The 24,162-nt window shown below is 73.0% G+C and carries 21 protein-coding genes and 1 pseudogene; 15 read left to right on the top strand and 7 right to left on the bottom strand.

Annotated elements, in window-relative coordinates; all coding sequences use genetic code 11:
* Positions 1-73 precede the first annotated feature (73 nt).
* The 4 genes from ACZ6X9_RS05420 to ACZ6X9_RS05405 form a co-directional block, all read right to left on the bottom strand.
* On the bottom strand, positions 74-154 hold the full coding sequence (locus ACZ6X9_RS05420) for a putative leader peptide (protein WP_398278107.1): 81 nt from the start codon (positions 152-154) through the stop codon (positions 74-76).
* 183 nt (positions 155-337) lie between these two features.
* Positions 338-1,042 carry an LmeA family phospholipid-binding protein gene (locus tag ACZ6X9_RS05415; RefSeq protein WP_469776547.1) on the bottom strand — a complete coding sequence of 235 codons (705 nt, stop codon included), beginning with the start codon at positions 1,040-1,042 and terminating at the stop codon, positions 338-340.
* Positions 1,043-1,216: 174 nt separating this feature from the next.
* Complete coding sequence (locus ACZ6X9_RS05410; protein ID WP_469776546.1) at positions 1,217-2,638, bottom strand: hypothetical protein; 1,422 nt, start codon at positions 2,636-2,638, stop codon at positions 1,217-1,219.
* A 21-nt stretch (positions 2,639-2,659) separates the two neighbouring features.
* The gene (locus ACZ6X9_RS05405; RefSeq protein WP_040891105.1) at positions 2,660-2,920 is read right to left on the bottom strand and encodes a MoaD/ThiS family protein; all 261 of its coding nucleotides are present in this window, start codon (positions 2,918-2,920) and stop codon (positions 2,660-2,662) included.
* A 343-nt stretch (positions 2,921-3,263) separates the two neighbouring features.
* Between ACZ6X9_RS05405 and ACZ6X9_RS05400 the strand changes: the two genes are divergently transcribed.
* Entirely contained in the window at positions 3,264-4,997 is a 1,734-nt protein-coding gene (locus tag ACZ6X9_RS05400) for an ABC transporter ATP-binding protein (protein WP_469776545.1), read from the top strand.
* 209 nt (positions 4,998-5,206) lie between these two features.
* Complete coding sequence (locus ACZ6X9_RS05395; RefSeq protein ID WP_469776665.1) at positions 5,207-7,102, top strand: ABC transporter ATP-binding protein; 1,896 nt, start codon at positions 5,207-5,209, stop codon at positions 7,100-7,102.
* A 194-nt stretch (positions 7,103-7,296) separates the two neighbouring features.
* On the opposite strand, the gene ACZ6X9_RS05390 is transcribed toward ACZ6X9_RS05395, so the two are convergent.
* The gene (locus ACZ6X9_RS05390) at positions 7,297-8,148 is read right to left on the bottom strand and encodes an alpha/beta hydrolase family protein (protein ID WP_469776544.1); all 852 of its coding nucleotides are present in this window, start codon (positions 8,146-8,148) and stop codon (positions 7,297-7,299) included.
* Between the two features lie 269 nt (positions 8,149-8,417).
* Here ACZ6X9_RS05390 and ACZ6X9_RS05385 point away from each other — a divergent pair, with 269 nt between their 5' ends.
* Entirely contained in the window at positions 8,418-9,221 is an 804-nt protein-coding gene (locus ACZ6X9_RS05385) for a response regulator transcription factor (protein ID WP_469776543.1), read from the top strand.
* A gap of 24 nt (positions 9,222-9,245) precedes the next feature.
* Positions 9,246-10,274, top strand: coding sequence for a LacI family DNA-binding transcriptional regulator (locus ACZ6X9_RS05380; RefSeq protein ID WP_469776542.1), 1,029 nt, complete (start codon positions 9,246-9,248; stop codon positions 10,272-10,274).
* A 356-nt stretch (positions 10,275-10,630) separates the two neighbouring features.
* Here the strand turns inward: ACZ6X9_RS05380 and ACZ6X9_RS05375 are convergent, their stop codons facing one another.
* Positions 10,631-11,866, bottom strand: coding sequence for a damage-control phosphatase ARMT1 family protein (locus ACZ6X9_RS05375; protein WP_469776541.1), 1,236 nt, complete (start codon positions 11,864-11,866; stop codon positions 10,631-10,633).
* A gap of 267 nt (positions 11,867-12,133) precedes the next feature.
* Between ACZ6X9_RS05375 and ACZ6X9_RS05370 the strand changes: the two genes are divergently transcribed.
* From ACZ6X9_RS05370 to ACZ6X9_RS05340, 7 genes are all read left to right on the top strand, one after another.
* Positions 12,134-13,342 carry a S1C family serine protease gene (locus ACZ6X9_RS05370; protein WP_469776540.1) on the top strand — a complete coding sequence of 403 codons (1,209 nt, stop codon included), beginning with the start codon at positions 12,134-12,136 and terminating at the stop codon, positions 13,340-13,342.
* Positions 13,343-13,477: 135 nt separating this feature from the next.
* A complete protein-coding gene (locus ACZ6X9_RS05365; protein ID WP_469776539.1) occupies positions 13,478-14,317 on the top strand; it encodes a response regulator transcription factor in 840 nt (279 codons plus the stop codon).
* Positions 14,314-15,723, top strand: a complete 1,410-nt coding sequence (locus ACZ6X9_RS05360; protein ID WP_469776538.1) for a sensor histidine kinase — start codon at positions 14,314-14,316, stop codon at positions 15,721-15,723. Before ACZ6X9_RS05365 ends, ACZ6X9_RS05360 begins: the two co-directional genes overlap by 4 nt.
* Before the next feature lie 97 nt (positions 15,724-15,820).
* A complete protein-coding gene (locus ACZ6X9_RS05355; protein WP_469776537.1) occupies positions 15,821-16,063 on the top strand; it encodes a helix-turn-helix domain-containing protein in 243 nt (80 codons plus the stop codon).
* Positions 16,064-16,612: a Clp protease N-terminal domain-containing protein gene (locus ACZ6X9_RS05350; protein WP_469776536.1), complete on the top strand. Its 549-nt coding sequence runs from the start codon at positions 16,064-16,066 to the stop codon at positions 16,610-16,612.
* 184 nt (positions 16,613-16,796) lie between these two features.
* Positions 16,797-17,678, top strand: a complete 882-nt coding sequence (locus ACZ6X9_RS05345) for a hypothetical protein (RefSeq protein ID WP_469776535.1) — start codon at positions 16,797-16,799, stop codon at positions 17,676-17,678.
* A 34-nt stretch (positions 17,679-17,712) separates the two neighbouring features.
* Entirely contained in the window at positions 17,713-17,952 is a 240-nt protein-coding gene (locus ACZ6X9_RS05340; RefSeq protein ID WP_469776534.1) for a hypothetical protein, read from the top strand.
* 69 nt (positions 17,953-18,021) lie between these two features.
* On the opposite strand, the gene ACZ6X9_RS05335 is transcribed toward ACZ6X9_RS05340, so the two are convergent.
* Positions 18,022-19,869, bottom strand: coding sequence for a bifunctional metallophosphatase/5'-nucleotidase (locus ACZ6X9_RS05335; RefSeq protein WP_469776533.1), 1,848 nt, complete (start codon positions 19,867-19,869; stop codon positions 18,022-18,024).
* Positions 19,870-20,201: 332 nt separating this feature from the next.
* Here ACZ6X9_RS05335 and mshD point away from each other — a divergent pair, with 332 nt between their 5' ends.
* The 4 genes and pseudogenes from mshD (at position 20,202) to ACZ6X9_RS05315 (ending at position 23,838) form a co-directional block, all read left to right on the top strand.
* Positions 20,202-21,134 (top strand): mycothiol synthase, encoded by a 933-nt coding sequence (mshD, locus tag ACZ6X9_RS05330; RefSeq protein ID WP_469776532.1) that lies wholly within the window; start codon positions 20,202-20,204, stop codon positions 21,132-21,134.
* A 171-nt stretch (positions 21,135-21,305) separates the two neighbouring features.
* Positions 21,306-21,698: pseudogene (locus ACZ6X9_RS05325) on the top strand (GntR family transcriptional regulator); the annotation flags it as partial.
* A 191-nt stretch (positions 21,699-21,889) separates the two neighbouring features.
* Entirely contained in the window at positions 21,890-22,825 is a 936-nt protein-coding gene (locus tag ACZ6X9_RS05320; RefSeq protein ID WP_469776531.1) for an ABC transporter ATP-binding protein, read from the top strand.
* Complete coding sequence (locus ACZ6X9_RS05315; protein WP_469776530.1) at positions 22,822-23,838, top strand: hypothetical protein; 1,017 nt, start codon at positions 22,822-22,824, stop codon at positions 23,836-23,838. Before ACZ6X9_RS05320 ends, ACZ6X9_RS05315 begins: the two co-directional genes overlap by 4 nt.
* Positions 23,839-24,162: the final 324 nt, after the last annotated feature.

Here is a 24,162-nt window from a genome sequence, read left to right as displayed (position 1 = left end):
GCCGGGCGCCGGCGTCGGCGGTGATGCGGGAGGGAGGCCGGAGCGGCCGGCCGAAGAGGGGACGGGGCCCCTGTCAGGCACGGCGACACAGCATGGCGGCCACGCGGCACAGGTCGACTGCCCGCCGCTTGGTGAGATCCGCCTGTCGCCTCATGGTGCGATCGTAGGGATCCGGTGGGAGGGGTGTCACCGGTGTGTCGCTATGTGAGACAAATTGTCTCGCATTTCAGTCCGCCCGGCGTTTGAGGACGAGCGGCGGAGCCGCGAAAGGGGGTCTGGGGCGCAGCCCCAGGAATCGGCGAAGTGGGGGTGCCCCCTCCGGGGGAGGGGCTGGGGCTCATCCCGCCAGGCGGACACCCGTCCCACCCAGTGTGATCTCCACACCCTTCTCGTTCGTCTCGACCTTCGTGAGCTTGATCCCCCGGGGCAACCCGGTGATCTCCCGCTCGAAATCCGTCTTCGACCGGATCAGCCCCTCCAGTCCCGGCAGATCCGAAGGGACCTTCTCCGCGTGCACCCGCACCCGCGTGTCGCCCACCAGGCTCACCGTGGAGACCACACTCCGCTTCACCACGCCCATCGGCAGCGGGATGCTGCCGGTCACCTTCACCCGGCTGGTGCCGGACGCGTCCTTGCCGCCATAGCCCACGGTGATCCCCTGACCGGCGATGCGGCTCAGGTCCTCGTAGGAGATGTGGGCCGTGCCCGAGGCCCGGTCGGCGACGGCGGAGGTGAAGCTGCTGTCGACACGGACGCCGTGCAGGGTCGCGTCGAAGTCGCTCACCCGGATCGTCTTGTCGCCCGTGCCGGCCGTCACGCCGCCGTCGAGCGAGACCTCGACCTCGTCCAGCTTGGAGTCCGCCACCTGGGTCAGGAACGGGAAGCCCTTGATGGAGACGTCGGGTGTGCCGGACATGTTCTGGCTGCTGCGTATCTTGTCCGCCGCTTCGTTCTCCGCGTACCAGACCGCCACGCGGTCGGCGGCGACGAAGAGGCCGCCCAGGACCACGACGACGATCAACAGGGTGCGTATGGCGCGCATCGGGTGACGTTCCCCCAGGGTCGGTTCGGGCCTTGCCGTTCCGGCGAGCCTACCCAGCCGGTCCTCAGGGCAATGTGGTCATGACGACCTTGAAGACGGAGACGGGCCGCCCCCGGTTCTCCGGGGACGGCCCGCCGTGACGGGACACACGGCCCGCCGGCCGCTCGGCACGGCTCAGAACAGCGCCCGGCCCACCACGTAGACCGCCGGGGCGGCGAGCGCCAGCGGCAGCGCGACGCCCGCGGTCATGTGCACGAAGCGCGACGGGTAGTCGTAGCTGGCCACCCGCAGGCCGACCAGCGCGCAGACGCCGGCCGCCAGCCCCAGCAGGGCGGCGGAGCCCCCGGTGTGCGTCAACTGGCCGCCGAGCACGCCCGCGCCCGCCGCCGCGAGCAGCGCGACGACCGGGGAGGCCATCGACGGCAGCGGCAGCGCCCGGGCCAGGACCGCCACGGCCACCGCGATGCCGCCGACCACCACCGCGTCGCGGTCCGCGGCGAGGTGCCCGGCCGCGAGGACCGCGAGGACGGTCGAACCGCCGGCCGTCGTCAGCCCGTACAACCGCTCGTCCGGCGAGGCGTGGCTGCGCAACTGGAGCACGACCACCAGCAGCAGCCAGACGCCGAGCGTGCCCAGCAGCACCGTGGGAGCCCGCTCGGCCTTGACGGCCAGCAGCCCGGCGTCGGCGACCAGGCCGCCCAGGAACGCCAGCGCGATGCCCTGCCGGGCGGGCCACATGCCGTTGAGCCGGAACCAACCCGCCGCGGTCACCGCCTGGAGCAGCACCACCGGGACGGCCAGTGCCGCCTGGCCCAGGGGCGCGGCGAGGGCCACCAGCGCGGCCAGCACGGCCGTCAGCAGCGCGGGCCGGAAACCGGGCGACAGGATCTGCGGCCGGCCCTCCGCCCTGGCCTTCTCCGCGGCCGTCATCGGCCGCTCCGGCTCCCCGGCCGCGGCCGGCGCCGGGACGGGCGCCGTCTCCGGCCGGCCGCCGGGGTCCGTCGCCGGCGCGGCGGCCGGCGCGGCCCGCCGGTGCCCGGACCAGCCCGGGGCGCCCGTCTCCGGCCCCGGGGCACCGGCCCAGGCGGGGGCCTGGGACCGGTCGTGGGCCCGGTCGGGGGACTGCGTCCCGTACGACGGCTCCGCCACCGGCAGTTGCTGCTGCCAGGCCTGCGTCTCCCAGGTCTGCGCCTGCCACGTCTGCGTCGGCTGGTCGTCGGCGGGGGCCCAGCCCTGCTGCCCGCCGGCCGTGGGCCAGGCCGCCCCACTCTGCGCCGGCTGCTGCGCCTGGGCCTGCGGGTGCTGCGCCTGCGGCCGATGCGGCTGCGCCTGCGGCTGCTGTTGATGCGGCTGCGGCTGCGGCTGCTGCGGGGGGTACGCGTAGCCGTACGCGCCGCCGCCCGTCGTGCCGTCGCCGGCGCGCGGGTCGTAGGCGGCGTATCCGTCGTGGCCGGCGTATCCGCCGTGGCCGCCGTGACCGTCATGGCCGGCGTCGCCGTGGTGCCCGGCACCCTCCTGCCGGCCCTGTGCGTCGTACGCGTCGTACCCGGCGTACGGGTCCCGCGGCTGGTACGGGTCGTGGTACTGGTCGCTCATCGTGCCCTCATCGTGCCGGTGTCACCCTCCTGCGAAGGGCGGGAGCACTTCGACCGTGCCGCCCTCGGCCAGTTGGACCGTGGTGTGCGCGCGGGTGCCGACCGGGTCGCCGTCCACGAGGAAGGAGCAGCGCGCGAGGACCCGCGCGAACTCCGGGCGTTCCGCGTGCCGCTCCCGGGCGGCGGCCAGGGCGTCGGCGAGCGTCGGCGCCGCGTAGGGCTCCTCGGCCGTGCCGGCGGCGGCCTTCGCCGCGGCCCAGTACCGGATCGTGCCCGTCGGCACCGTCCGGTCCCGCGGCCCCGGTCGTGCCGTGTCCGCGATCGCCACGGCCACCCCGCTTTCACGTTTCGGTTCCTGTGTCGGCTGCGTCATCGCCGCTTCTTCCGTCTCCATGATGACGGGTACCGGCCCGCCCCCGGCCCCCGGCCGCGAAATCCGGGCGGAATCTCCGGGAGATCCCGGAGGCGATCTCAGGGGATTCCCCCCGGCACGGTACGGAAACCCGGGGAAATCCCGGGGAGCGGGCGACCCGTGGGCCCACCGGGAACGGTAACGGGGGAAACCGGGGAAACCCGGGGGAAAAAACCAGGGGATCGCACGAACGGCGGTCGCATAGGCTTCTCATGTGCTGGTACGCCTACTTCGAGCTCGACTGAAGAGCTACTCCCGCCCCTTGGCGCTGGTAGTGCTCCTTCAGCTCGTCCAAACGCTCGCGACGCTCTATCTGCCCACGCTCAACGCCGACATCATCGACAAGGGTGTGGTGAAGGGCGATACCGGCTACATCCTCACCACCGGCGGGGTGATGGCCGCGGTGGCCCTCGTGCAGTTGGTCTGCTCGCTCGGCGCGGTGTACGTCGGCGCGCGGATCGCGATGGCCGTCGGCCGTGACCTGCGCGCGGAGGTCTTCGACCGGGTGCAGTCCTTCTCCGCCCGCGAGGTGGGCAGGTTCGGGGCGCCCTCCCTGATCACGCGCACCACCAACGACGTCCAGCAGGTCCAGATGCTGGTCCTGATGTCGTTCACGCTGATGGTGGCCGCGCCCATCATGTGCGTCGGCGGCATCCTGATGGCCCTCAAGCAGGACGTGCCGCTGTCCGGACTGCTGTTGGCCATCGTGCCCGTGCTCGGTGTCGTCGTCGCGCTGATCGTCCGGCGGCTGCGCCCGGTGTTCAAGGACGTGCAGGAGCGCATCGACACCGTCAACCGCGTCCTCCGCGAGCAGATCGCCGGCATCCGCGTCATCCGCGCGTTCGTCCGGGACAAGCACGAGCGCGAGCGCTTCCACGAGGCCAACACCGCCCTCATGGACGTCTCGCTGCGCTCCGGCCGGCTGGCGTCCGTCATGTTCCCGGCCGTGATGCTGATCGTGAACGTGGCCTCGGTCGCCGTGCTGTGGTTCGGCGGGCACCGCATCGACGGCGGCGACATGGAGATCGGCGCCCTCACCGCGTTCCTCAGCTACCTGATGCAGATCCTGATGGCGATCATGATGGCCACCTTCATGTTCATGATGGTGCCGCGTGCCGAGGTCTGCGCCGAGCGGATCCACGAGGTGCTGAGCACCGAGTCCAGCGTGGTGCCGCCCACCGCGCCGGTCACCGAGCTGCGCGGCCGCGGCCACCTCGAACTGCGTGGCGCCGGGTTCCGCTACCCGGGCGCCGAGGAGCCCGTGCTCAGGAACGTCTCCCTGGTCGCGCGGCCCGGCGAGGTCACCGCCGTCATCGGCTCCACCGGCAGCGGCAAGTCCACGCTGCTCGGGCTGATACCCCGGCTCTTCGACGCCACCGAGGGCGAGGTCCTGATCGGCGGCGTGAACGTGCGCGAGGCCGACCCCGCCCTCATCGCCCGCACGGTGGGCCTGGTCCCGCAGAAGCCCTACCTCTTCTCCGGCACCATCGCCTCCAACCTCCGCTACGGGCGGCCCGACGCGACCGACGAGGAGCTGTGGGCCGCGCTGGAGACGGCGCAGGCCCGGGAGTTCGTCGAGGCGATGGAGGGCGGGCTCGAGGCACCCGTCGCCCAGGGCGGCTCCAATGTCTCCGGGGGGCAGCGCCAGCGCCTGGCCATCGCCCGCGCCCTGGTCCGCAGACCCGGCATCTACCTGTTCGACGACTCGTTCTCCGCGCTCGACTACGCCACCGACGCCCGGCTGCGGGCGGCGCTGTCCCGGGAGACCGAGGACGCCACCGTCCTCGTCGTCGCCCAGCGCGTCTCCACCATCCGGGACGCCGACCGGATCGTCGTCCTGGACGAGGGCCGCGTCGTCGGCACCGGAACCCATACCGAGCTGATGGCGTCGAACGAGACCTACCGGGAGATCGTGCTGTCCCAGCTCACCGAGGAGGAGGCCGCGTGAGCACCCCGGCGCAGTCCCAGCAGGCGACGGGACCGGAGGAGCGGCCGGAGTCCGGCGGTGCCCCGGGCACCCCGTCCGCCGGCCCGTCCCTGGAGAAGTCCCCCGGCGGGGAACCCGGCGCGACGTCCGGCACGCAGCCGGGCACGCCCCCGGGGAAGGACGCCCCGGCCCGGCGGGGGCCCGCGCCCGCGTCCGGCATCGCCCGCTTCATGGGCGGCCAGCCGACCGAGAAGTCCGCCGACTTCAAGGGCTCCAGCCGCCGCCTGTTCGCCCGCATGGGCCCCGAGAAGCCCATGCTCTGGGCGGTGCTGCTGCTCGGCCTGGCCAGTGTCGCGCTGACGGTGGCCGGTCCCAAGGTGCTCGGCCACGCCACCGACCTGATCTTCGCCGGTGTCGTCGGACAGCAGATGGCGGCCGGCACCACCAAGGCCCAGGCCCTGGACGCCCTGCGCCGCGGCGGACACGGCAACGTCGCGGACGTCCTGTCCGGCGTCGACTTCACCCCCGGCCAGGGCATCGACTTCGGCGCGGTCGGCACGGTGCTGCTGTGGGTGCTGCTGATCTACGTCGCCGCGTCCGTGTTCGGGCTCGTCCAGGCGCGGGTCGTCACCGCCGCCATCCAGCGCACCGTCTTCCGGCTGCGCCAGGACGTCGAGGAGAAGCTGGGGCGGCTGCCGCTGAGCTACTTCGACAAGCAGCAGCGCGGCGAGATTCTCTCCCGGGCCACCAACGACATCGACAACATCGCCCAGACCTTCCAGCAGACCCTGAGCCAGATGATGGGCTCGCTGCTGACCATGGTCGGCGTGCTCGCGGTGATGTTCTGGATCTCCTGGCTGCTGGCCCTCGTCGCGCTGATCACCGTCCCCGTCTCGATATACGTCGTCACCGCCGTCGGAAAGCGCGCACAGCCGCAGTTCGTGGCCCAGTGGGCGTCGACGGGCCGGCTCAACGGCCACATCGAGGAGATGTACACGGGCCACTCGCTGGTCAAGGTCTTCGGCCGGCAGGAGGAGTCCGCGGCGGCCTTCCGCAAGGAGAACGAGGAGCTCTACCGGGCCGGTTTCAAGGCGCAGTTCATATCCGGTGTCATCCAGCCCGCGATGATGTTCGTCGGAAACCTCAACTACGTCCTGGTCGCCGTCGTCGGCGGTCTGCGGGTGGCGAGCGGCTCCCTGTCGATCGGTGACGTGCAGGCGTTCGTCCAGTACTCGCGCCAGTTCAGCCAGCCGCTGACCCAGGTCGCCTCGATGGCCAACCTCGTCCAGTCCGGCGTCGCGTCCGCCGAGCGCGTCTTCGAACTGCTCGACGCCGAGGAGCAGTCGCCGGACGGTGACGAGCGCGAGCTCGGCCGCGTCCGGGGCGAGGTCGCGTTCGAGAACGTCTCCTTCCGCTACGACCCGGACAAGCCGCTCATCGAGGACCTCTCCCTCACCGTCCGGCCCGGCCAGACCGTGGCCATCGTCGGCCCCACCGGCGCCGGCAAGACCACCCTGGTCAACCTGCTGATGCGCTTCTACGAGGTGGGCGGCGGCCGGATCACCCTCGACGGCACCGACGTCGCGACCCTCTCCCGCGAGGAGCTGCGCTCCCACATCGGCATGGTCCTCCAGGACACCTGGCTGTTCGGCGGCACGATCGCGGACAACATCGCGTACGGCGCCGACGGCGCCACGGCGGAGCGCATCGTCGAGGCGGCCAAGGCCACCCACGTCGACCGCTTCGTCCGGACCCTGCCCGACGGCTACGACACGGTGATCGACGAGGAAGGCGGCAACGTCAGCGTCGGCGAGAAGCAACTGATCACCATCGCGCGGGCGTTCCTCGCCGAGCCGGAGATCCTCATCCTGGACGAGGCCACCAGCTCCGTCGACACCCGCACCGAGGTCCTCATCCAGCAGGCCATGGCCGAGCTGCGCTCCGGCCGCACCAGCTTCGTGATCGCCCACCGGCTGTCGACGATCCGCGACGCGGACGTGATCCTGGTGATGGAGTCCGGGCGGATCGTGGAGCAGGGGGATCACGAGTCGCTGCTGGCGGCGGACGGCGCTTATGCGCGCCTGTACGCCGCGCAGTTCGCGCAGCCGGTGGCGGAGGAGGCGTAGGGAGCCCCGGACCCTCCCCCAGAGGGGGCACCCCCACCTTCGCCGATTCCTGGGGGCGAGCCCCCAGCCCCCTGTGATCGCGGCTTCGCCGCTTGTCCTCAAACGCCGGACGGGCTGAATACACCGGGCGGGCTGAATACAGGGGGTGCGGGGGTGCGCCCCGCAGGAAACGGTGAAAGGGCGGGGCTGGGGCTCTACCCCTCGACCACCCACCGGGCGATCCGCCGCATCAGCCCGTCCGGAGCAGCCGCTTCCGCATGGCCGAACCCAGGTTCGATCCACAGTTCCGTGTTCGCCGGATCCGCGGCCGCCGCCAGCGACCGCGGGTGATCGAGCGGAAAGTACGCGTCCCGATCGCCGTGCACGATCAACACCCGCCGAGGCCCGATCAACCGCACCGCCGCCACCGGCGGCACCGGCACCGGGTCCCACTCGGCGGGGTGCACCCGCGTCCGCAGCGCCCACCGGGCCACCGCCCGGCCGGCCGGGCGCGTCACCGCCCAGTGCAGCCGCCGCATCGGGGCCGTCCCCCGGTAGAACCAGCGGGCGGGCGCGCTCACCGACACCACCATGTCGGCGTATGCCTCCGTGCGCCCCTCGTGCTCTCGGCCGGTCCCCGGCGAGTACAGGCCACCATGGCGCAGTGCCACGGATCCGCCCATCGAGAATCCGACCGTCGCCACCCGCTCGTACCCCAGCCGCCTGGCCCAGTTCACGGCCGCGGCCAGATCCAGGACCTCCCGGTCGCCGACCGTGGAGTGTCCACCCGAACGGCCGTGCCCCCGGAACGAGAACGTGATCACGGCCGTGTGCTGGGCGAACACCTTCGCTGCCCGGCGTAGCGCGGGCCGGTCCAGGGCCCCCGTGAAACCGTGCGCGAGCACGACGGCGGGGGGCCGCGGGCCCTTCCCGGACGGCGGCGGTCCGGGCTGGTGGGCGGCCTCCACCGGCACTCCGTCGGCTGTCAAGAGGACGATGCGATGACCACCCGAAGTGATCGACGAAACACAAGGTCGGGCAAAGTCGTCGGCGCCCGGGAAAGTCATGTGGGCTATTCTGCTGCGCAGAGAGGATCCGGGCAGAGTCGCCCCCGGGTCCTTTTGTGCATTCGGACGTGCGCCCCGCGGACGACCGGGCGCACGCGTGCTTCCGGGCGCGCACCCGCACACTCCCCCAGCACCACGCCTGGGTGGTACCCCCGTCGCAGGGACCGAGGAGGAACCGACGCCATGGGCGAGCGAAGCGCGCACGACAGGAACGGCAGGACCGACGGCAGGCCGGGGGAGAGGACGGACAACGGGGCGGGTGACCGTCGATGAGCTCCCTTCTGCTGCTGACCAACGCCCTCCAGCCCTCCGCCGAGGTGCTGCCCGCGCTCGGACTGCTGCTGCACAGCGTCCGCGTCGCCCCCGCCGAGGGCCCCGCGCTCGTGGACGTGCCGGGCGCCGACGTCATACTGATCGACGGCCGGCGGGACCTCCCGCACATCCGCAGCCTCTGCCAGTTGCTGCGCTCCACCGGCCCCGGCTGCCCGCTGCTCCTCGTCGTCACCGAGGGCGGCCTGGCCGCCGTCACCGCCGACTGGGGCGTGGACGACGTCCTCCTCGACACCGCCGGCCCCGCCGAGGTGGAGGCCCGGCTGCGGCTGGCCATGGGCCGGCAGCAGATCTCGACGGACGACAGCCCCATGGAGATCCGCACCGGCGACCTGTCCGTGGACGAGGCGACGTACAGCGCCAAGCTCAAGGGGCGGGTGCTGGACCTCACCTTCAAGGAGTTCGAGCTGCTGAAGTACCTGGCCCAGCACCCGGGCCGGGTCTTCACCCGGGCGCAGCTCCTCCAGGAGGTGTGGGGGTACGACTACTTCGGCGGCACCCGGACCGTGGACGTCCACGTCCGGCGGCTGCGCGCGAAGCTGGGACCCGAGCACGAGTCGCTGATCGGGACCGTCCGGAACGTCGGTTACCGGTTCGTACTGCCGGAGAAACCGGACAAGAGCGAGAAGACGGACACCCCCGCGCCGGCGGCCGAACGGATGGCGGAGCCGCCCGCGCGGACCCCCGCCGCGGAGGCGCCGTCCCCCGGCCGAACAAAGAGTCCGCGACCGGCCAAACGGTAGGTGGACCCGCGTAGACTGCCGCGCGTGGCCAAGGTGACGCGGGACGATGTGGCGAGACTGGCGGGGACATCCACCGCGGTGGTCAGCTACGTCATCAACAACGGACCGCGCCCGGTGGCACCGGCGACGCGGGAGCGGGTGCTGGCCGCGATCAAGGAGCTCGGCTACCGGCCGGACCGGGTGGCCCAGGCGATGGCCTCCCGCCGGACGGACCTCATAGGCCTGATCGTCCCGGACGCCCGCCAGCCCTTCTTCGCGGAGATGGCGCACGCGGTCGAACAGGCCGCGGCCGAGCGCGGCAAGATGGTCCTGGTCGGCAACTCCGACTACCTCGACGAACGCGAAGTGCACTACCTGCGGGCCTTCCTGGGCATGCGGGTCTCCGGCCTCATCCTGATCAGCCAGGGCCCCAGCGAGCACGCCGCCATAGAGATCGACGCGTGGGACGCCCGCGTGGTCCTCATGCACCGCCGCCCCGACGCCATCGACGACGTCGCCGTGGTGACGGACGACATCGGCGGCGCCCAGCTCGCCACCCGCCACCTCCTGGAGCACGGCCACCCCTACGTCGCCTGCCTCGGCGGCACCGAGCACACCCCGGCCGTCGGCGACCCGGTCACCGACCACGTCGAGGGCTGGCGCCGGGCCATGCGCGAGGCCGGCAAGCCCACCGAGGGCCGGCTCTTCCACGCCCCCTACAACCGCTACGACGCCTACAAGGTGGCCCTGGACCTGCTGTCCGGCCCCGACCGCCCGCCCGCCGTAGTCTGCGCCACCGACGACCAGGCCATCGGCGTGCTGCGCGCCGCCCGGGAGTTGCGCATCGACGTCCCCGGCGAGCTGGCCGTCGCCGGCTTCGACGACGTCAAGGAGGCCGCGCTCACCGACCCGCCGCTCACCACGGTGGCCTCCGACCGGCAGGCGATGGCCCGCTCGGCCGTCGACCTGGTGCTGGACGACGGTCTGCGGTTCGCGGGCACGCGGCGGGAGCGGTTGAAGCAGTTCCCCTCGGCGCTGGTCGTCCGGCGGTCGTGTGGCTGCGGCGGCGAGTAGACCGGCGAGCGGACGACGGCCCGGCCCCCGGCTCCGGAGCGGCCACCACCGGAGGGTGTGCCGTCGCTTCCGCCGTCCGTGAGGCGGCGACGGTCTCGGCCGTGGCCACTGTCGCCTCCCCTCCTTCCGAAGCCCGAACCCGAGTCCGAGCCCGACTCCGAGCCCGGGTCTCGGGCTGAGTTCCAGCCCGAGCCCGCTCCCGGGGCCGAGTCCCGGGCCGCGCTCCAGCCCGAGCCCGATGCCTCGCATCCCCGGTCGTGACCGCCGGGGCCAAGGCACCTGACACGGCCGCCGCCGCCACCGCCGCCACCGTCGGCGAGGTCGCCATGAGCGCCGGTGCCCCCCTCCCGTCCCCTTCACGGTCGCAGCCGTGCCTGGACGAGGGCCTGTGAGCCGTCCGTGCGCCACGCCGGCCGGGAAGCGTCCAGCCGGTCCGTGGTCTCCTTCGGCAGCCCTACGGCGACCTCGGACTTCAGCGTGCGCAGGGCCACGAGCGAGCCGGGCACGCCCGCCACGGCGTCGGAGAACGGGCGGTCGGCCGGCCAGGCGCGGTCGCCGACCAGGCGCCGGTAGTTGAGGTCGCCCTTGAAAACGCACAGGGCGGCCCCGGCGAGGGTGGCACGGAGATCGGCGGGCACGCTGTCGAAGCCGAGGGGCGAACAGTGGAAGGCGTGGGTGGTCTGCCGGAGCCGGCCCGTGGCGGCGGCGTCGTGGAGGCGCCGGGCCGCCCTGCCCGCCTCGTTCCGGAAGGCGGCCATGCGGACCAGGCAGTCGCGGACGTCCGAGGCCGTGGCGTCGGAGACGTAGTACGGCCGCGGTTTGACGTGCAGGACCACGGACGTCGCACGTCCGGTCGTCAGCAGGTGGTCCGCGAGGAGGAGGTCGGCGAGGAGCTCCCGGCCCGCGTTGTCGAGCACCATGTGGACGGCGCCCGGCGGGCGCCGGCTGACGTGTCTCCACAGCGCCTCGACGTCGTCCGAGAGGAGCGGGCCGCCGGGGCCGCCCCCGGCGCCGGTGGAGTCACCGTCCGCGGGGTCGGTGACCGCCTGGACCAACCGGAATCCGAGGTCGGCGCGGTTGCCGTGGAGGGAGGCCAGGACCAGCGCGCGGAACGCCTCGTCGGGCGGCGCGTCGGCCAGTGCGTCGAGCCAGGCGGTCTCGGACTCCAGCCCCGGGTCGGCCAGTTCGGCGTTTTTCATGGGCGCGAACGGATCGACGCCCTGCCACGGCCCGGGGGAGAAGTGGTCGACGCACTCCAGCAGGCGCAGGTAGAAATAGCTCTCCGCCCAGAGGAACGGTGCCTCGCTCCACGGCCGGCCGTAGTGGCGCCGGTCCCGGGCCGTCCACGGGGCGACGGCGGCCGTCTCCGGCGACGGCGGCCGGATCTTGCCCGTACGCGACTCGTCCAGCAGGGCCTCCAGGCGGCCTCGCTGCTCCGGACCGTACGGATTGCCCTCGCACAGCCGGCGGACGAGAGCCGGGTGCCGTTCGTGGAAGACACCCCAGCCGTACCCGCCGGGATCGGCGATGCCGTAGGCGGGGGCCGTGCCGCTCGTGTCCGTCGTCGTCGCCGTGGTCCTCATCGCCGCCATCGTCCTCACTCCTTGATCACTGCGAGCGGGTCGGGCCCGGCCGTTCCGGGGCGTCCCCTGCACTCTCCGCAACATCAGGATGCCCCTCGTCACGCGCTGTATCGCCCGTTCGGACCATGACGGAACCCTGTCAGGGGCGCTCAGGGTCGCGTATGCGCCCCGCGGCCGCCCGGCCTCCGGGACCCTCGTCCGGACCGCACACCCTTCTGGCGAGCTTCTCAGGGCGCACTCAGACTGTTCTCATGAACAGGGAGGACAGTCATACATATGACGACGGAGAACCCCCGCCCGAGCGGACACCAGCACCCTGAGTCCCCCCGCGCCTACCCCGCCCCGCCGGCGCACCCGCCGCAGGGACCGGTGAGCACGCCGGACGGCTCCACCGTCTGGCCCGGCGACCCCTACGGGAGCGGCGCGTACGCCACCGGCGTCCCCCGCCTCGGCCACGGCGGCCAGGGCGGCCCCGGCGGCCACGGAGGGCACCACAACAGCCCCAACGGACCCCTCGGCCCCACAGGCCCCGGCGGTTTTGGCGGGCACGGCGGTTTCGGCGGGCACGGCGGCCACGCCGGTTTCGGCTCCCCCGAGCCGCCCCGCCGCCGCCGAGGCGCCCGTACCCTCATCGCGACCTGCGCCCTCGTCGCCGCCCTGGTCGGCGGCGGGTCCGCCGCGCTGGTCTCCGGGCTGACGGGCGGTGGGGGCGACACGAGCCGGCCGACCCCGGTGCAGAACGCGGCCAGCCGCAGCGCGGGCGTCACCGCCGTGGCGCAGGCCGCCGGCCCCGGCATCGTGGAGATCAAGGCGGCCACCTCCGGCGGCCGGTCCACCGGCTCCGGCGTGATCATCAGTGCGAGCGGCGAGGTGATCACCAACAACCACGTCATCGCCGGCGCGGACACCGTCCAGGTCACCCTGCACGACGGCACCACCAAGAACGCCAAGGTCGTCGGCACCGACCCCGGCAAGGACCTCGCCCTGATCCGGATCGAGGGGGCGAGCGGCCTCAAGCCGGCCAGGCTCGGCGACTCCAGCAAGATCCAGGTCGGCGACCAGGTCGTCGCCATCGGTTCGCCCGAGGGCCTGACCGGCACCGTCACCAGCGGCATCGTGTCCGCCCTCAACCGCGAGGTCACCGTCCCCAAGGAGCAGGGCGGCGGCGGCCGGCAGCGCGACAACGGACCGCGGTGGCCGTTCGAGTTCGGCGGTGAGCAGTACAACGGCGACACCGGATCGTCCAAGACCACCTACAAGGCGATCCAGACCGACGCCTCCCTCAACCCGGGGAACTCGGGCGGTGCCCTCATCAACATGAACGGCGAGATCGTCGGCATCAACTCCGCGATGTTCGCGCCCGGGTCGGGCGGTGGCGGCGGTTCGTCCGACTCCGCCGGCAGCGTCGGCCTCGGCTTCGCCATCCCGGTCAACGACGTCAAGGCCGACCTCGCCGGCCTGCGCGCGGGCGGCAGCGGTGACTGAGCCGCGGGACCGCGGGGGCCGCGTGGGAAGCTGAGGTGCCGGCGGACCGGCCGCCGGCCGCCGGGGTGACCGCCGAGCCGGGGCGGCCGCCGCAGAAGCCGAGGCGCCCGCCGAAAGAACACGTGAGGAACGTCGATGAGCTCCGCCGACCCGTCCGCGTCCACGACCGCGCACGCACCCGCGTCCGCCCGCATCCTGGTCGTCGACGACGAGCCCGCCGTCCGGGAGGCGCTGCGCCGCAGCCTCGCCTTCGAGGGCTACGGCACCGAACTGGCCGTCGACGGCCTGGACGCACTCGCCAAGGTCACGGCGTACGAGCCCGAACTGATCGTCCTCGACGTGCTCATGCCGCGCATGGACGGACTCACCGCGGCCCGCCGGCTGCGCGCCGCCGGCGTCACCACGCCCATCCTCATGCTCACCGCCCGCGACACCGTCGGCGACCGCGTCACCGGCCTCGACGCCGGCGCGGACGACTACCTCGTCAAGCCGTTCGAACTCGACGAGCTGTTCGCCCGCATCCGCGCCCTGCTCCGCCGCAGCGCCTACACCGCTCCCGCCGCGCCCGAGGAGACGCACGTCCTCACCTTCGCCGACCTGCGCATGGACCCGGACACCCGGGAGGTCACCCGCGGTACCCGCCATGTCGAGCTCACCCGTACCGAGTTCACCCTCCTTGAACTCTTCCTCGCCCACCCCCGCCAGGTGCTCACCCGTGAGCAGATCCTCAAGCACGTCTGGGGTTTCGAGTTCGAGCCCTCCTCCAACTCCCTGGACGTCTACGTGATGTACCTGCGCCGCAAGACGGAGGCCGGTGGCGAGCCGCGGCTGGTCCACACCGTGCGCGGCGTCGGTTACGTGCTCCGGGCGGACGGCGGCGACCGGGTTCACGGCGCCGAGCGGGTGCACGGTGCGGACGGGGCTCCCGGTGCGGACCGGGCTCCCGGTGCCGGCCGGGCGGACGGCGCGGAATGATCAGCCGTTTCCGCCGGCTCCCCCTCCGTTCCCGGCTCGCCCTGCTGACGGCCGCGGCCGTCGCCGTCGCCGTCGCGGTGGCCGCCGGAGCCTGCTGGATACTGACCAAGGAGCAGCTCGAACAGCAGCGGGACACCACGCTCAGCCGCCAGAAGGTGGCCGACGACTACGTCCAGGGGCTGCTCGACCGGTGCGGCACCCGCGTCCCCGACAAGCTCGTCTCCCCCTCCCCGTACACGATCCAGGCCGTCACCGCCGACGGCGTCGTCTGTACGCAGCTCGGCCGGTCCCCGGTCCGGGTCAAGGTGGAGGACCTGGCCGTGGCCACCGGGCAGTTGGACGACACCCTGCACGACGCCCGTGCCGACGACGGCACCGAGATGCGCGTGGCCACGACGCGGGTGGCCTCCGGGCTCGCCGTGATGATCGCCCAGCCGGTGAGCGACATCGACCGGCCCATGAACGCGCTCGCCATCGTCCTCGTCGTCACCGCGGGGGTCGGGGTGCTCGGCGCGGCGGCCATCGGGCTCGTCATCGCCCGTGCGGCCCTCCGCCCGGTGGACCAGCTCACCGGCGCCGTCGAGCACATCGCCAGGACCGAGGACCTGGCCGTCCGCATTCCCGCCGAGGGCGAGGACGAGATCGCGCGGCTCTCCCGGTCCTTCAACTCCATGACGGCCGCGCTCGCGTCCTCCCGCGACCGTCAGCAGCAGCTCATCGCCGACGCCGGCCACGAGCTGCGCACCCCGCTCACCTCCCTGCGCACCAACATCGACCTCCTCGTCCGCAGCGAGGAGACCGGGCGCGCCATCCCGCCCGAGGACCGCAAGGCGCTGCTCGGCAGCGTCAAGGCGCAGATGACCGAACTGGCCGATCTCATCGGCGACCTGCAGGAGCTCTCGCGCCCCGACAGCGCGCCGGGGTCCGCTCCCGTCCAGGTCGTCGGACTGCACGAGGCGGCGGCGCGGGCCGTCGAGCGCGCCCGGTTGCGCGCGACGGGGCTCACGGTGACGGCGGAGCTCGACCCCTGGTACGTCCGCGCCGAGGCGCCCGCGCTGGAGCGCGCGATCGTCAACCTGCTGGACAACGCGGTGAAGTTCAGCCCGCCCGGCGGAGTGGTCGAGGTGCGGCTGTCCGGTGGCGAGCTGACCGTACGCGATCACGGCCCGGGCATCCCCGCCGAGGAACTCCCGCACGTCTTCGACCGTTTCTGGCGCTCCCCGTCGGCTCGTGGCCTGCCCGGCAGCGGCCTCGGCCTCTCCATCGTCGCCCGTACCGTCCGCCGCGCCGGTGGCGAGGTCGGTCTCCGCCCGGCGGAGGGCGGGGGCACGGTCGCCGTCGTCCGGCTGCCCGGGGCGGCGACGGAGCCGCCGGCGGACGTGCCGGGGGCCGTGCCGGGGGTGTGAGGCGCGGCGGCGACTGCCGCGCCGTGGCGCCGTGCGCGGCATCTCCCGTCTGTCAGGAACCCTTGACACGCCCTGCTTGTCAGGCCAACCTGACGGCATGACGGATGTGGGCAAGCCGGCCGACCTGGTCGGCCAAGTCACCGACAAAGACCCGGCCGTGGGCATGGGTGCCGTGGTCGCGCTGCGTCGTCTCCTGGAGGAGCTCGAACGACTCCATGTCGACAACGCCCGTGATCAGGGCTGGACATGGCAGCGGATCGCGGAGGCGCTGCGGGTGAGCAGGCAGTCCGTCCACGAGAAGCACGCGGGCAGGCGCAAGGCCGAAGGCAAGGAGAGCTGAGTGTTCGAGCATTTCACCGACCTCGGGAAGCGGGCCGTGGTCACCGCGCAGGACCAGGCCGTGGCCCTCGGGCACGACTTCGTCGGCACCGAGCACCTGTTGCTCGGGCTCGTCGCCACCGCCGACGGCGGCGGTGCCGGCGACGTGCTCGGCGGGTACGGCGTCGACCTGCCGCGGGCGCGCGAACGCGTCGCCGGGCTGCGGCGGGCGGACGGGACGGAGCCCACCGGCGGCCAGGCGGCGAAGGACGCCCTGGCCACCCTCGGCATCGACGCCGACGAGGTCCGCCGCCGGGCCGACGAGTCGTTCGGCGCCGGCGCTTTGCGGTTTCCGCGTCCGGCCTACACGGAGAACGCCAAGGAGGCCCTCACGGCCGCCGTGCGCGCGGCCCAGGGCCTCGGACACGACCGGATCGGCACGGAGCACGTGCTCCTCGGCCTCCTCGGAGCGGAGGAAAGCTCCGCGCTGAAGGTGCTCGCCGCGCTGGACGTCGACATCGCCGCCGTCCGCCCCGCGGTCCTCAACATGCTGGAACGGCAGGCCTCCTGAGCCACTCGGAGGCGCACGGCGCCGCTCGGGCAGTTGCCGGGCGGCGCCCCGGACGGGCCGCGCGCCGTGGCGAACGGGAAGGAACGCGAGTTCGCAAGGGAACGCTTGTTCGCGCCAGGGGTCGAATGAGTGATCGCCCGCCGAAAGCGGGATGCGCGGCGCGCGGCAGTCCTACGTTCGGCTCATGGTCACATCGCAACACGAGGCGTCCCACCGGATCTTCCAGGAGCAACCACCCCTGCTGGGGCCCGTCTTCCGGCTGCTGGGGGTCTGCCTGCCTCCCGAGAGATCCGTGGAGATCCTGTCGCCCGACCTCACGGAGATCAGACCGCTGGAACGGCGGGTGGACAGCCTGCTGCGGATCGAGCCGAGCGACGGCAGCAAACCCTTCCTGGTCGCCGTCGAATCGCAGGGGCGCAAGGACGCCGACAAGGCGGTGAGCTGGGCCTACTACCTGGCGTTCCTGAAGGCGAAGTACACCTGTCCCGTGCTGCTCCTCGTGTCCTGCCAGGACAAGGCGACCGCCGACTGGGCAGCGGGCCCGTTCCACCTGGGACCGGGGAGCTGGCCCTCGCTCTCGGTCCGCCCCCTGGTCCTGGGCCCGGGAAACATCCCGAAGATCCTCGACGCGGAGGAGGCGGCACGCGACCTGACCCTCGCGACGTTCTCCGCGATGACACACGCGCGGGACCCCGAGATCCCGGACATACTGAAGGCACTGGCAAGCGCCCTGGGGTCGGCCGACCGGGCTGTCGCCCCCTACTACGTGGAGCTGTTGGATATCGCCCTGGGAGACACCAAGGCGAGGGAGACCTGGAGGAAGCTCATGGCCATCCGCACCTATTTCCCCGGACGCGGGACGTTCGTCGAGGAGACGCTGCTGGCCGGCGAAGCCAAGGGGCGAGCCCAATCCGTCCTGCAGGTACTGGAGCACCGTGGCATCGCGGTGCCCTCCGAGGTGCGGGACCGCATTCTCGACTGCGCCGACCTCGACGCACTGGACCAGTGGTTCGACCGGGCATTCGTCGTCGACCGGGCCGAGGCCCTGATCGAGGGGCAGGAATGAGGATGCCCGTGTGCCCCCACAGCGGAGGCGCCCGATGGCTCTGATCCCGAACTTCCCCGGCAGTGGCACGATCATCGAAGAGGCGTTTCTGGCGGGAAAGAAGGAAGAACGCGCTCGCGTGGTGCTGCGCGTCCTGGAGAAGCGGGCGATTCCCGTGTCGCTCGACATCAGGCGGCGCGTGATGAGCTGCCCGTGCCTGGACGCGCTGGACCGCTGGTTCGATCGTGCGTGGGCCGTGATGGAAGCCGAGGAGATCTTCAAAGGCTGGAGCTGAGAGCCCACTGACGCCGCCCGGCAGCAGGACCGTCCGCTGCGGGGCGGCGTCGCACGTGCCGCCGGTCGCTTACTTCACGACCGTGATCCGGTCCGCCTTCGGCGGGGACAGCGGGTTCGTCTTGGAGGAGTGGGCGCCCAGGTAGGCGAGGAAGACGTCCAGGTCGGACGCGCCGACCCGCTTGTTCTTCGCCTCCTTGAACGCGGCGAAGCCGTCACCGCCGCCCATCAGGAACTCGTTGGCCGCGACGCGGTACGTCTTCACCGGGTCGATCGCCACGCCGTCGAGCTTCACGGACGAGGCGACGACGCGGTCGGCGCCGGTCTTCGTCAGGTCCAGGGTGTACGTCAGGCCCTTGCTGATCTGCAGGATCTTCGGCTGGGGGCCGTTGACCGCGCCACTGACCTGCTGCTGGAGGACGGAGATCACCTGGGCGCCGGTGAGGTCGGCGGTCTGCATCATGTTGGTGAACGGCTGGACGGTGAACGCCTTGCCGTAGGTGACGACGCCGTCGCCTTCGCCGCCCGCCGCCTTGTAGGCGAGGTCGGAGCGGATGCCGCCGGGGTTCATGAAGGCGATCCGGGCGCCGCCCTTGTCGGCCGGGGCCAGGGCCTCGAGCTGGGAGTCCGCGATGACGTCGCCGAGCGGCTTCTCGTACGCCTCGGAGCCGCGGCCGTTGATGTCGGCGGAGATGTAGCCGACGGGCCGGTTGGCGATGGGGGCGGCGAGCGCGTTCCAGCGCGCGATGAGGGAGGTCATGTCCGCGGCCTTGGGCCGGTCGCGGTCGACGACGTGGTTGGCGGCGTGCGGCCGGGCGACCGGGGTGCGGACGATGTCGCGGGTGCGGCGGTCGTACGTCAGCGTGGTGTCCGTGTACAGCCGGCCGAAGGAGGCGGCCGAGGTCACCGTGCGCGGGTTGCCCGCGGGGTCGGGGATGGTGCAGGCGTACGCCTGGTGGGTGTGGCCGGTGATGAAGGCGTCGACCTTCGGCGTCACCTTCTTGGCGATGTCGACGATCGGGCCCGAGATGCCGGCGCCGGCGCCCGGGCTGTCGCAGTCGTCGTTGTAGGCGCCCGAGGCGGGCATGCCGCCCTCGTGGACGAGGGTGACGATCGCCTTGACGCCCTGGCGGTCGAGTTCCTTGGCGTACTTGTCGATGGTCGCGACCTCGTCGGCGAACTTCAGACCCTTGACGCCCTCGGCCGTGACGACGTCAGGGGTCCCCTTGAGGGTGAGGCCGATGATGCCGATCTTCACGCCCTTGTGCCGCCAGACGGTGTACGGCTTGAGGATGGGCTTGCCGGTCTTCTCGTCGGTGACGTTCGCGGCGAGGTAGGGGAAGTCCGCGCCCCGGAACTTTCTGCCCTTCTCGAAGCAGCCTTCCTTGGGGTGGCAGCCGCCGCGCTGCATCCGCAGCAGTTCGGCCCGGCCCTCGTCGAACTCGTGGTTGCCGACCGAGGTGACGTCGAGCTTCAGCTTGTTGAGCGCCTCGATGGTGGGCTCGTCGTGGAACAGGCCGGACATCAGCGGGCTGGCGCCGATCATGTCGCCGGCCGCGGCGGTGATCGAGTACTCGTGCCCCTTGCGCGCGGTGCGCAGCGCGTCGGCCAGGTACTCCATTCCGCCGGCGGGTATGACCTTCTTCGTCCCGTCCTTCTGCGTCTCGGTGACGGTGCCGGACGAGCCCTGCGGCGGCTCCAGGTTGCCGTGCAGGTCGTTGAAGGACAGCAACTGGACGTCGACCGTCCGGCCGTGGCGGTGTCCCGGGCCCTGGGAGCCGTGGCCGTGGGAGCCGTGGTCGTGCGAGGTCGCCGCGCCGGCGGGCGTGGCGGCGAGGACACCGGCGGTGGCGGCGAGGACGGCGGCGCTGGCGGCCAGTTGTCTCGCGAGGCGCTTCCGTGGCGGCGTCGCGTGCATGGGTTCCCCTTTGTGCGGAAATCTGCGGATGTGGGCGCGGGCCGGCAGGTGCCAGGCGACGCGGTCTGCGAAAGCGTACGGTCAACGCGCGTAGCGCGCAGGAGGGTTGAGGTGACGAATTGGTAGCGCTTGTGCGCTCCTGTTCCCCAGAGCCCGCCCCCGGGACCTGCCCCCGGATCTGCCCCCCGGGACCTGTTCCCTGCGGCCTTCCCTCCCGCGGACGCCGGCCGGGAGCGGACGCCGACCGGGAGCGGACGCCGGCCGGGAGCGGACGCCGCTCGGAAGTGGACGCCGGCCGGGTCCGTTCCCCGCCGCGGCATAGGCTCGGGGCCATGACTGACGAGTGGAACGACGAGAGCGGACGGCGCCGTATCGAGGTGCTGGACGAGCCGACGCCCGAGCGCGCGCGGGAGGTGCTCCGGCTGATCGCGGACGCCGCGGCCGCCGACGGCCGGTACGCCGTCTCCGAACAGGGCCGGCTCCAGTTGAAGGGCGGCCGGCCGGGCGTCCGGCACCTGCTGCTGCACGACGTGACCGACGGCACGGAGACGCTCGCCGGGTACGCGCAGTTGGAGGACACCGACCCGGTCGAGGCGCCCGCCGGTGAGCTCGTCGTGCACCCGGCGTACCGGGGGCGAGGTCACGGCCGGGCGCTGGGCAACGCGTTGTTGCGGGAGTCCGGCAAGCGGCTGCGCGTCTGGGCGCACGGCGGCCACCCGGCCGCACGTCACCTCGCGCAGGTGCTGGGGATGAGCCTGTTCCGTGAGTTGCGGCAGATGCGACGGCCGCTGGACGGCCTGGACCTCCCCGAGCCCCGGCTGCCCGAAGGCGTGACCGTACGGACGTTCCGTCCCGGCACCGACGACGCGGCGTGGCTCGCCGTCAACGCCGAGGCGTTCGCGCACCATCCGGAGCAGGGCTCGCTCACCCAGCGTGACCTGGACGACCGCAAGGCCGAAAGCTGGTTCGACCCCGAGGGCTTCTTCCTCGCCGAGCGCGACGGTGCGATCGTCGGCTTCCACTGGACGAAGGTGCACGCCGAGGAGCGGCTCGGCGAGGTGTACGTCGTCGGCATCCGGCCCGGGGCCCAGGGCGGCGGGCTCGGCAAGGCGCTGACCGGCATCGGCCTCCGCCACCTCGCGGCGGCGGGCCTGCCCACGGCGATGCTCTACGTGGACGCGGACAACGCCCCGGCCGTGTCCGTGTACGAACGGCTGGGCTTCACGGTCCACGAGACGGATCTGATGTACCGCACGGAGTCCTGACCCGCGCGTCCGGCCCCGCTCCCGGTTGCACCTCCGGCCATACTCCCGTGCCGGATTCCGGCTGCGCGCCCGATGCCCCGAGGGTGTTGACGGGGGAAGCGGAGCGACGTCATCCTGCTTTCACTAGGCATTTGATGGAATGGTCCGGTGCAAGCGGGGTGGGGCGAGGGCGTGGTCGAGTTCCGCATCGACCGGCGCAGCGGCGTCGCTCCCTATGTGCAGATCGCCCGGCAGGTCGAGCAGGCGCTGCGGCTCGGCCTGCTGGTGCCCGGCGACCAGCTCCCCACCGCCCGCGAGGTTGTCGCGGCCACCGCCATCAACCCGAACACCGTGCTGAAGGCGTACCGCGAACTCGACCGCGCCGGCCTGGTCGAGGCGCGCCCAGGGCTCGGGACGTTCGTCCGGCGCTCCCTGGCCAGGCCGGACGCCGCCGCCGACTCGCCGCTCGGCGTCGAGCTGGCCGGCTGGGCGGAGCGGGCCCGCGCGGCGGGGCTCGACCGGGACGACGTCTCCGCCCTGGTGGCGTCCGTCCTGGAGAAGTGCTTCGGCGGCGCGTCGTCCGGCGGCTCGTACAGCGCCTCACCGGATGACCCGACGCCGGGCACGGCGGCCACGGGCGCACCGGCGGCGGCCGGCCCCCCAACTGCGGCGAGCACCCCGGCGGCCATGGGCGCGCCACCGGCCGCGGACACAGCGGCCCCCGGCGCCTCACCCGACCTCACCACCTTCACGGACCTCGCCGACGAGGGGACCGGATGACCGACCTGACCTACGTCCCCGGCGGGACCGCCATCGAGGCGGCCGGACTGGGGGTGAGGCACCGGCGTGCCTGGGCGCTGCGGGACTGCTCGTTCCGGGTGCCCACGGGGCGGGTCTGCGCGCTCGTCGGGCCGAACGGCGCCGGCAAGTCCACCCTGCTCTCCGTCGTCGCGGGGCTGCGGCGGCCGGAGGCGGGGCGACTGGAGGTGCTGGGCGGTCCGGCGGGCGGGCCGGGGACGCGGCCCCGGGTCGCCTATCTGTCCCAGGACAAGCCGCTGTACCCGCAGTTCACGGTGGCCGACACCCTGCGCATGGGCCGCGAGCTCAACCCGGGCCGCTGGGACCAGGCGGCTGCGGAACAACTGGTCAGGGAGGGCAACCTGCCGGCGCACGCCCGCGTCGGCGCCCTCTCCGCCGGCCAGCGCACCCGCGTCGCCCTGGCCCTGGCCTTCGGCAAGCGCCCCGACCTGCTGTTGCTGGACGAGCCGATGGCCGACCTCGACCCGCTGGTGCGGCACGAGATCACCGCGGCGCTGATGGCCGAGGCCGCCGAGCACGCCACCACCATCGTGCTGGCCTCCCACGTCCTCTCCGAACTCGACGGCGTCTGCGACTACCTGGTGCTGCTGGGCGACGGCCGGATCCGGCTGGCGGGCGAGGTCGAGGACCTGATCGGCGTGCACCGCGTCGTCGTGGGCCGCCACGAGGGCCCGGAGCCGCCCAGGACGTTCGGGGCGCACACGGTCGTCTCGGCGCGGACCACGGGCCGGCAGCTCACCGCCGTCCTCCGGCCGGAAGGGCCGGTCGCAGGGGAGTGGGAGGTGTCGGAGCCGACCCTGGAGGACCTGCTTCTCGCGCACCTCCGTTCCCCGGAAGTACCCCCGCTGCTCACCCCGAGCGCCGAACCCCGGTCCGGGAGGGCCGCCGCGTGACCGCCACCCTGACTCCCGCACCCGCCCCCTCCGCGTCGGCGGCCGGCCGGCGCGGCTTCCGGCCGCGCGGTTTCGTCTGGCTCGTCCTGCGCCAGCACCGGGCCACCCTCATCGTCCTGGCCGTGCTCCTGGTGGCCCACCTCGGGCAACTGGCGCTCCTCGGCCTGATGCTGCGGCACAACGCGGACGTCCGGGCCCTGCACGACCTGTGCGCGGGCGGTGGCACCGAATGCGCCGAACGCTGGTCCCCGGCCGCCGACTTCCAGGCCGGGTACGGGGACGCGCTGCACTTCAACGGACTGGTCGTGCAGTACGTGCCGCTGCTGGCGGGGCTGTTCACCGCCGGCCCGATGGTCGCCCGCGAGCTGGAGAGCGGTACGTGGCGGCTGGCCTGGACGCAGTCCGGCACACCGGCCCGCTGGCTCGCGGCCAAACTCGCCGTGCCCGTGGTGCTGGTGCTCGTCGGGGTGTCCCTGATGTCGGCGCTCTACACCTGGTGCTGGACGGCCGTCCCCACCGAACTGCTGCCCGGCCAGCGCTGGTACGACGCGTTCGGCATGCTCGGCCCGATGCCGGTCGCCGACGCCCTCTGCGGGGTCGCGCTCGGCGCGCTGGCCGCGCTGGTGACACGGCGCACGGTGGCGGCGATGGTCCTGACCCTGGTGGGGTACGGGCTGGTGCGGACCGTGCTCGGCATCGTCCGCCCCCACCTGTGGCCGCGCACCCGGGCGGTCTCGCTGAGCATGCCCGGATACCCGAACGACGGCACGTGGGTGCTCGGACGCGGTCTCCTCACCCGTTCGGGTGAAAGTCTGCCGGATGACGTCTGCGGCGTCGGGGTCTCGCCCGAGCGCTGCCTCGCCACGCACGACGCCGACCGCTGGTACCTCGATTTCCACGCACCGGCCCACCACTGGCCACTGGCGTGGCTGGAGGCGGGCATCCTCACGGTCATCGCCGCGTTCGCCGTCTGGGCGGCGGTGCGCTGGATACGGCACACCGCTCCCTCCTAGCAAGGCGCCGGGCCCCGGCGGCGGACGCCCCGGCCGCGCCGGGCTGACACCGGGGTGACGCCGGTTGACGCCGGGTTGACTCAGGCGGTGACGCCGGACCGACGAGACCTCGTGCCGGGCCGCCGCCGCGCGCCGGCCACGCTCCTCCGCACCACCCGGAACCCTCCGGTCACCCCCGGGAGGCGTCCGGGTTTCCCGCACGCCATGTGGGCGTTACCCGTGATTCAACCGCGGTTGCCAGTCTTGCGGAATGCAGCCGGTCGCCCCCCACGCACGACAACGCAGGCCACGCGGAACCGCGGTCGCCGCCGTGCCCGCCCTCCA

This window comes from Streptomyces sp. NPDC052910, assembly GCF_055585605.1.
Note: the sequence above shows the minus strand (reverse complement) of the source record. Positions and strands in the feature narration are given on the sequence as shown.

Excerpts from the sequence above, each read along its gene's own strand:
- ACZ6X9_RS05390 (WP_469776544.1), bottom strand. The coding sequence starts at position 8,148 with ATGACTTTCCCGGGCGCCGACGACTTTGCCCGACCTTGTGTTTCGTCG.
- ACZ6X9_RS05355 (WP_469776537.1), top strand. The coding sequence starts at position 15,821 with ATGACGGATGTGGGCAAGCCGGCCGACCTGGTCGGCCAAGTCACCGAC.
- ACZ6X9_RS05340 (WP_469776534.1), top strand. The coding sequence starts at position 17,713 with ATGGCTCTGATCCCGAACTTCCCCGGCAGTGGCACGATCATCGAAGAG.
- ACZ6X9_RS05395 (WP_469776665.1), top strand. The coding sequence starts at position 5,207 with ATGGGCGGCCAGCCGACCGAGAAGTCCGCCGACTTCAAGGGCTCCAGC.
- mshD (WP_469776532.1), top strand. The coding sequence starts at position 20,202 with ATGACTGACGAGTGGAACGACGAGAGCGGACGGCGCCGTATCGAGGTG.
- ACZ6X9_RS05420 (WP_398278107.1), bottom strand. The coding sequence starts at position 154 with ATGAGGCGACAGGCGGATCTCACCAAGCGGCGGGCAGTCGACCTGTGC.
- ACZ6X9_RS05375 (WP_469776541.1), bottom strand. The coding sequence starts at position 11,866 with ATGGCGGCGATGAGGACCACGGCGACGACGACGGACACGAGCGGCACG.
- ACZ6X9_RS05415 (WP_469776547.1), bottom strand. The coding sequence starts at position 1,042 with ATGCGCGCCATACGCACCCTGTTGATCGTCGTCGTGGTCCTGGGCGGC.
- ACZ6X9_RS05365 (WP_469776539.1), top strand. The coding sequence starts at position 13,478 with ATGAGCTCCGCCGACCCGTCCGCGTCCACGACCGCGCACGCACCCGCG.
- ACZ6X9_RS05335 (WP_469776533.1), bottom strand. The coding sequence starts at position 19,869 with ATGCACGCGACGCCGCCACGGAAGCGCCTCGCGAGACAACTGGCCGCC.
- ACZ6X9_RS05345 (WP_469776535.1), top strand. The coding sequence starts at position 16,797 with ATGGTCACATCGCAACACGAGGCGTCCCACCGGATCTTCCAGGAGCAA.
- ACZ6X9_RS05410 (WP_469776546.1), bottom strand. The coding sequence starts at position 2,638 with ATGAGCGACCAGTACCACGACCCGTACCAGCCGCGGGACCCGTACGCC.
- ACZ6X9_RS05385 (WP_469776543.1), top strand. The coding sequence starts at position 8,418 with ATGAGCTCCCTTCTGCTGCTGACCAACGCCCTCCAGCCCTCCGCCGAG.
- ACZ6X9_RS05320 (WP_469776531.1), top strand. The coding sequence starts at position 21,890 with ATGACCGACCTGACCTACGTCCCCGGCGGGACCGCCATCGAGGCGGCC.
- ACZ6X9_RS05370 (WP_469776540.1), top strand. The coding sequence starts at position 12,134 with ATGACGACGGAGAACCCCCGCCCGAGCGGACACCAGCACCCTGAGTCC.
- ACZ6X9_RS05360 (WP_469776538.1), top strand. The coding sequence starts at position 14,314 with ATGATCAGCCGTTTCCGCCGGCTCCCCCTCCGTTCCCGGCTCGCCCTG.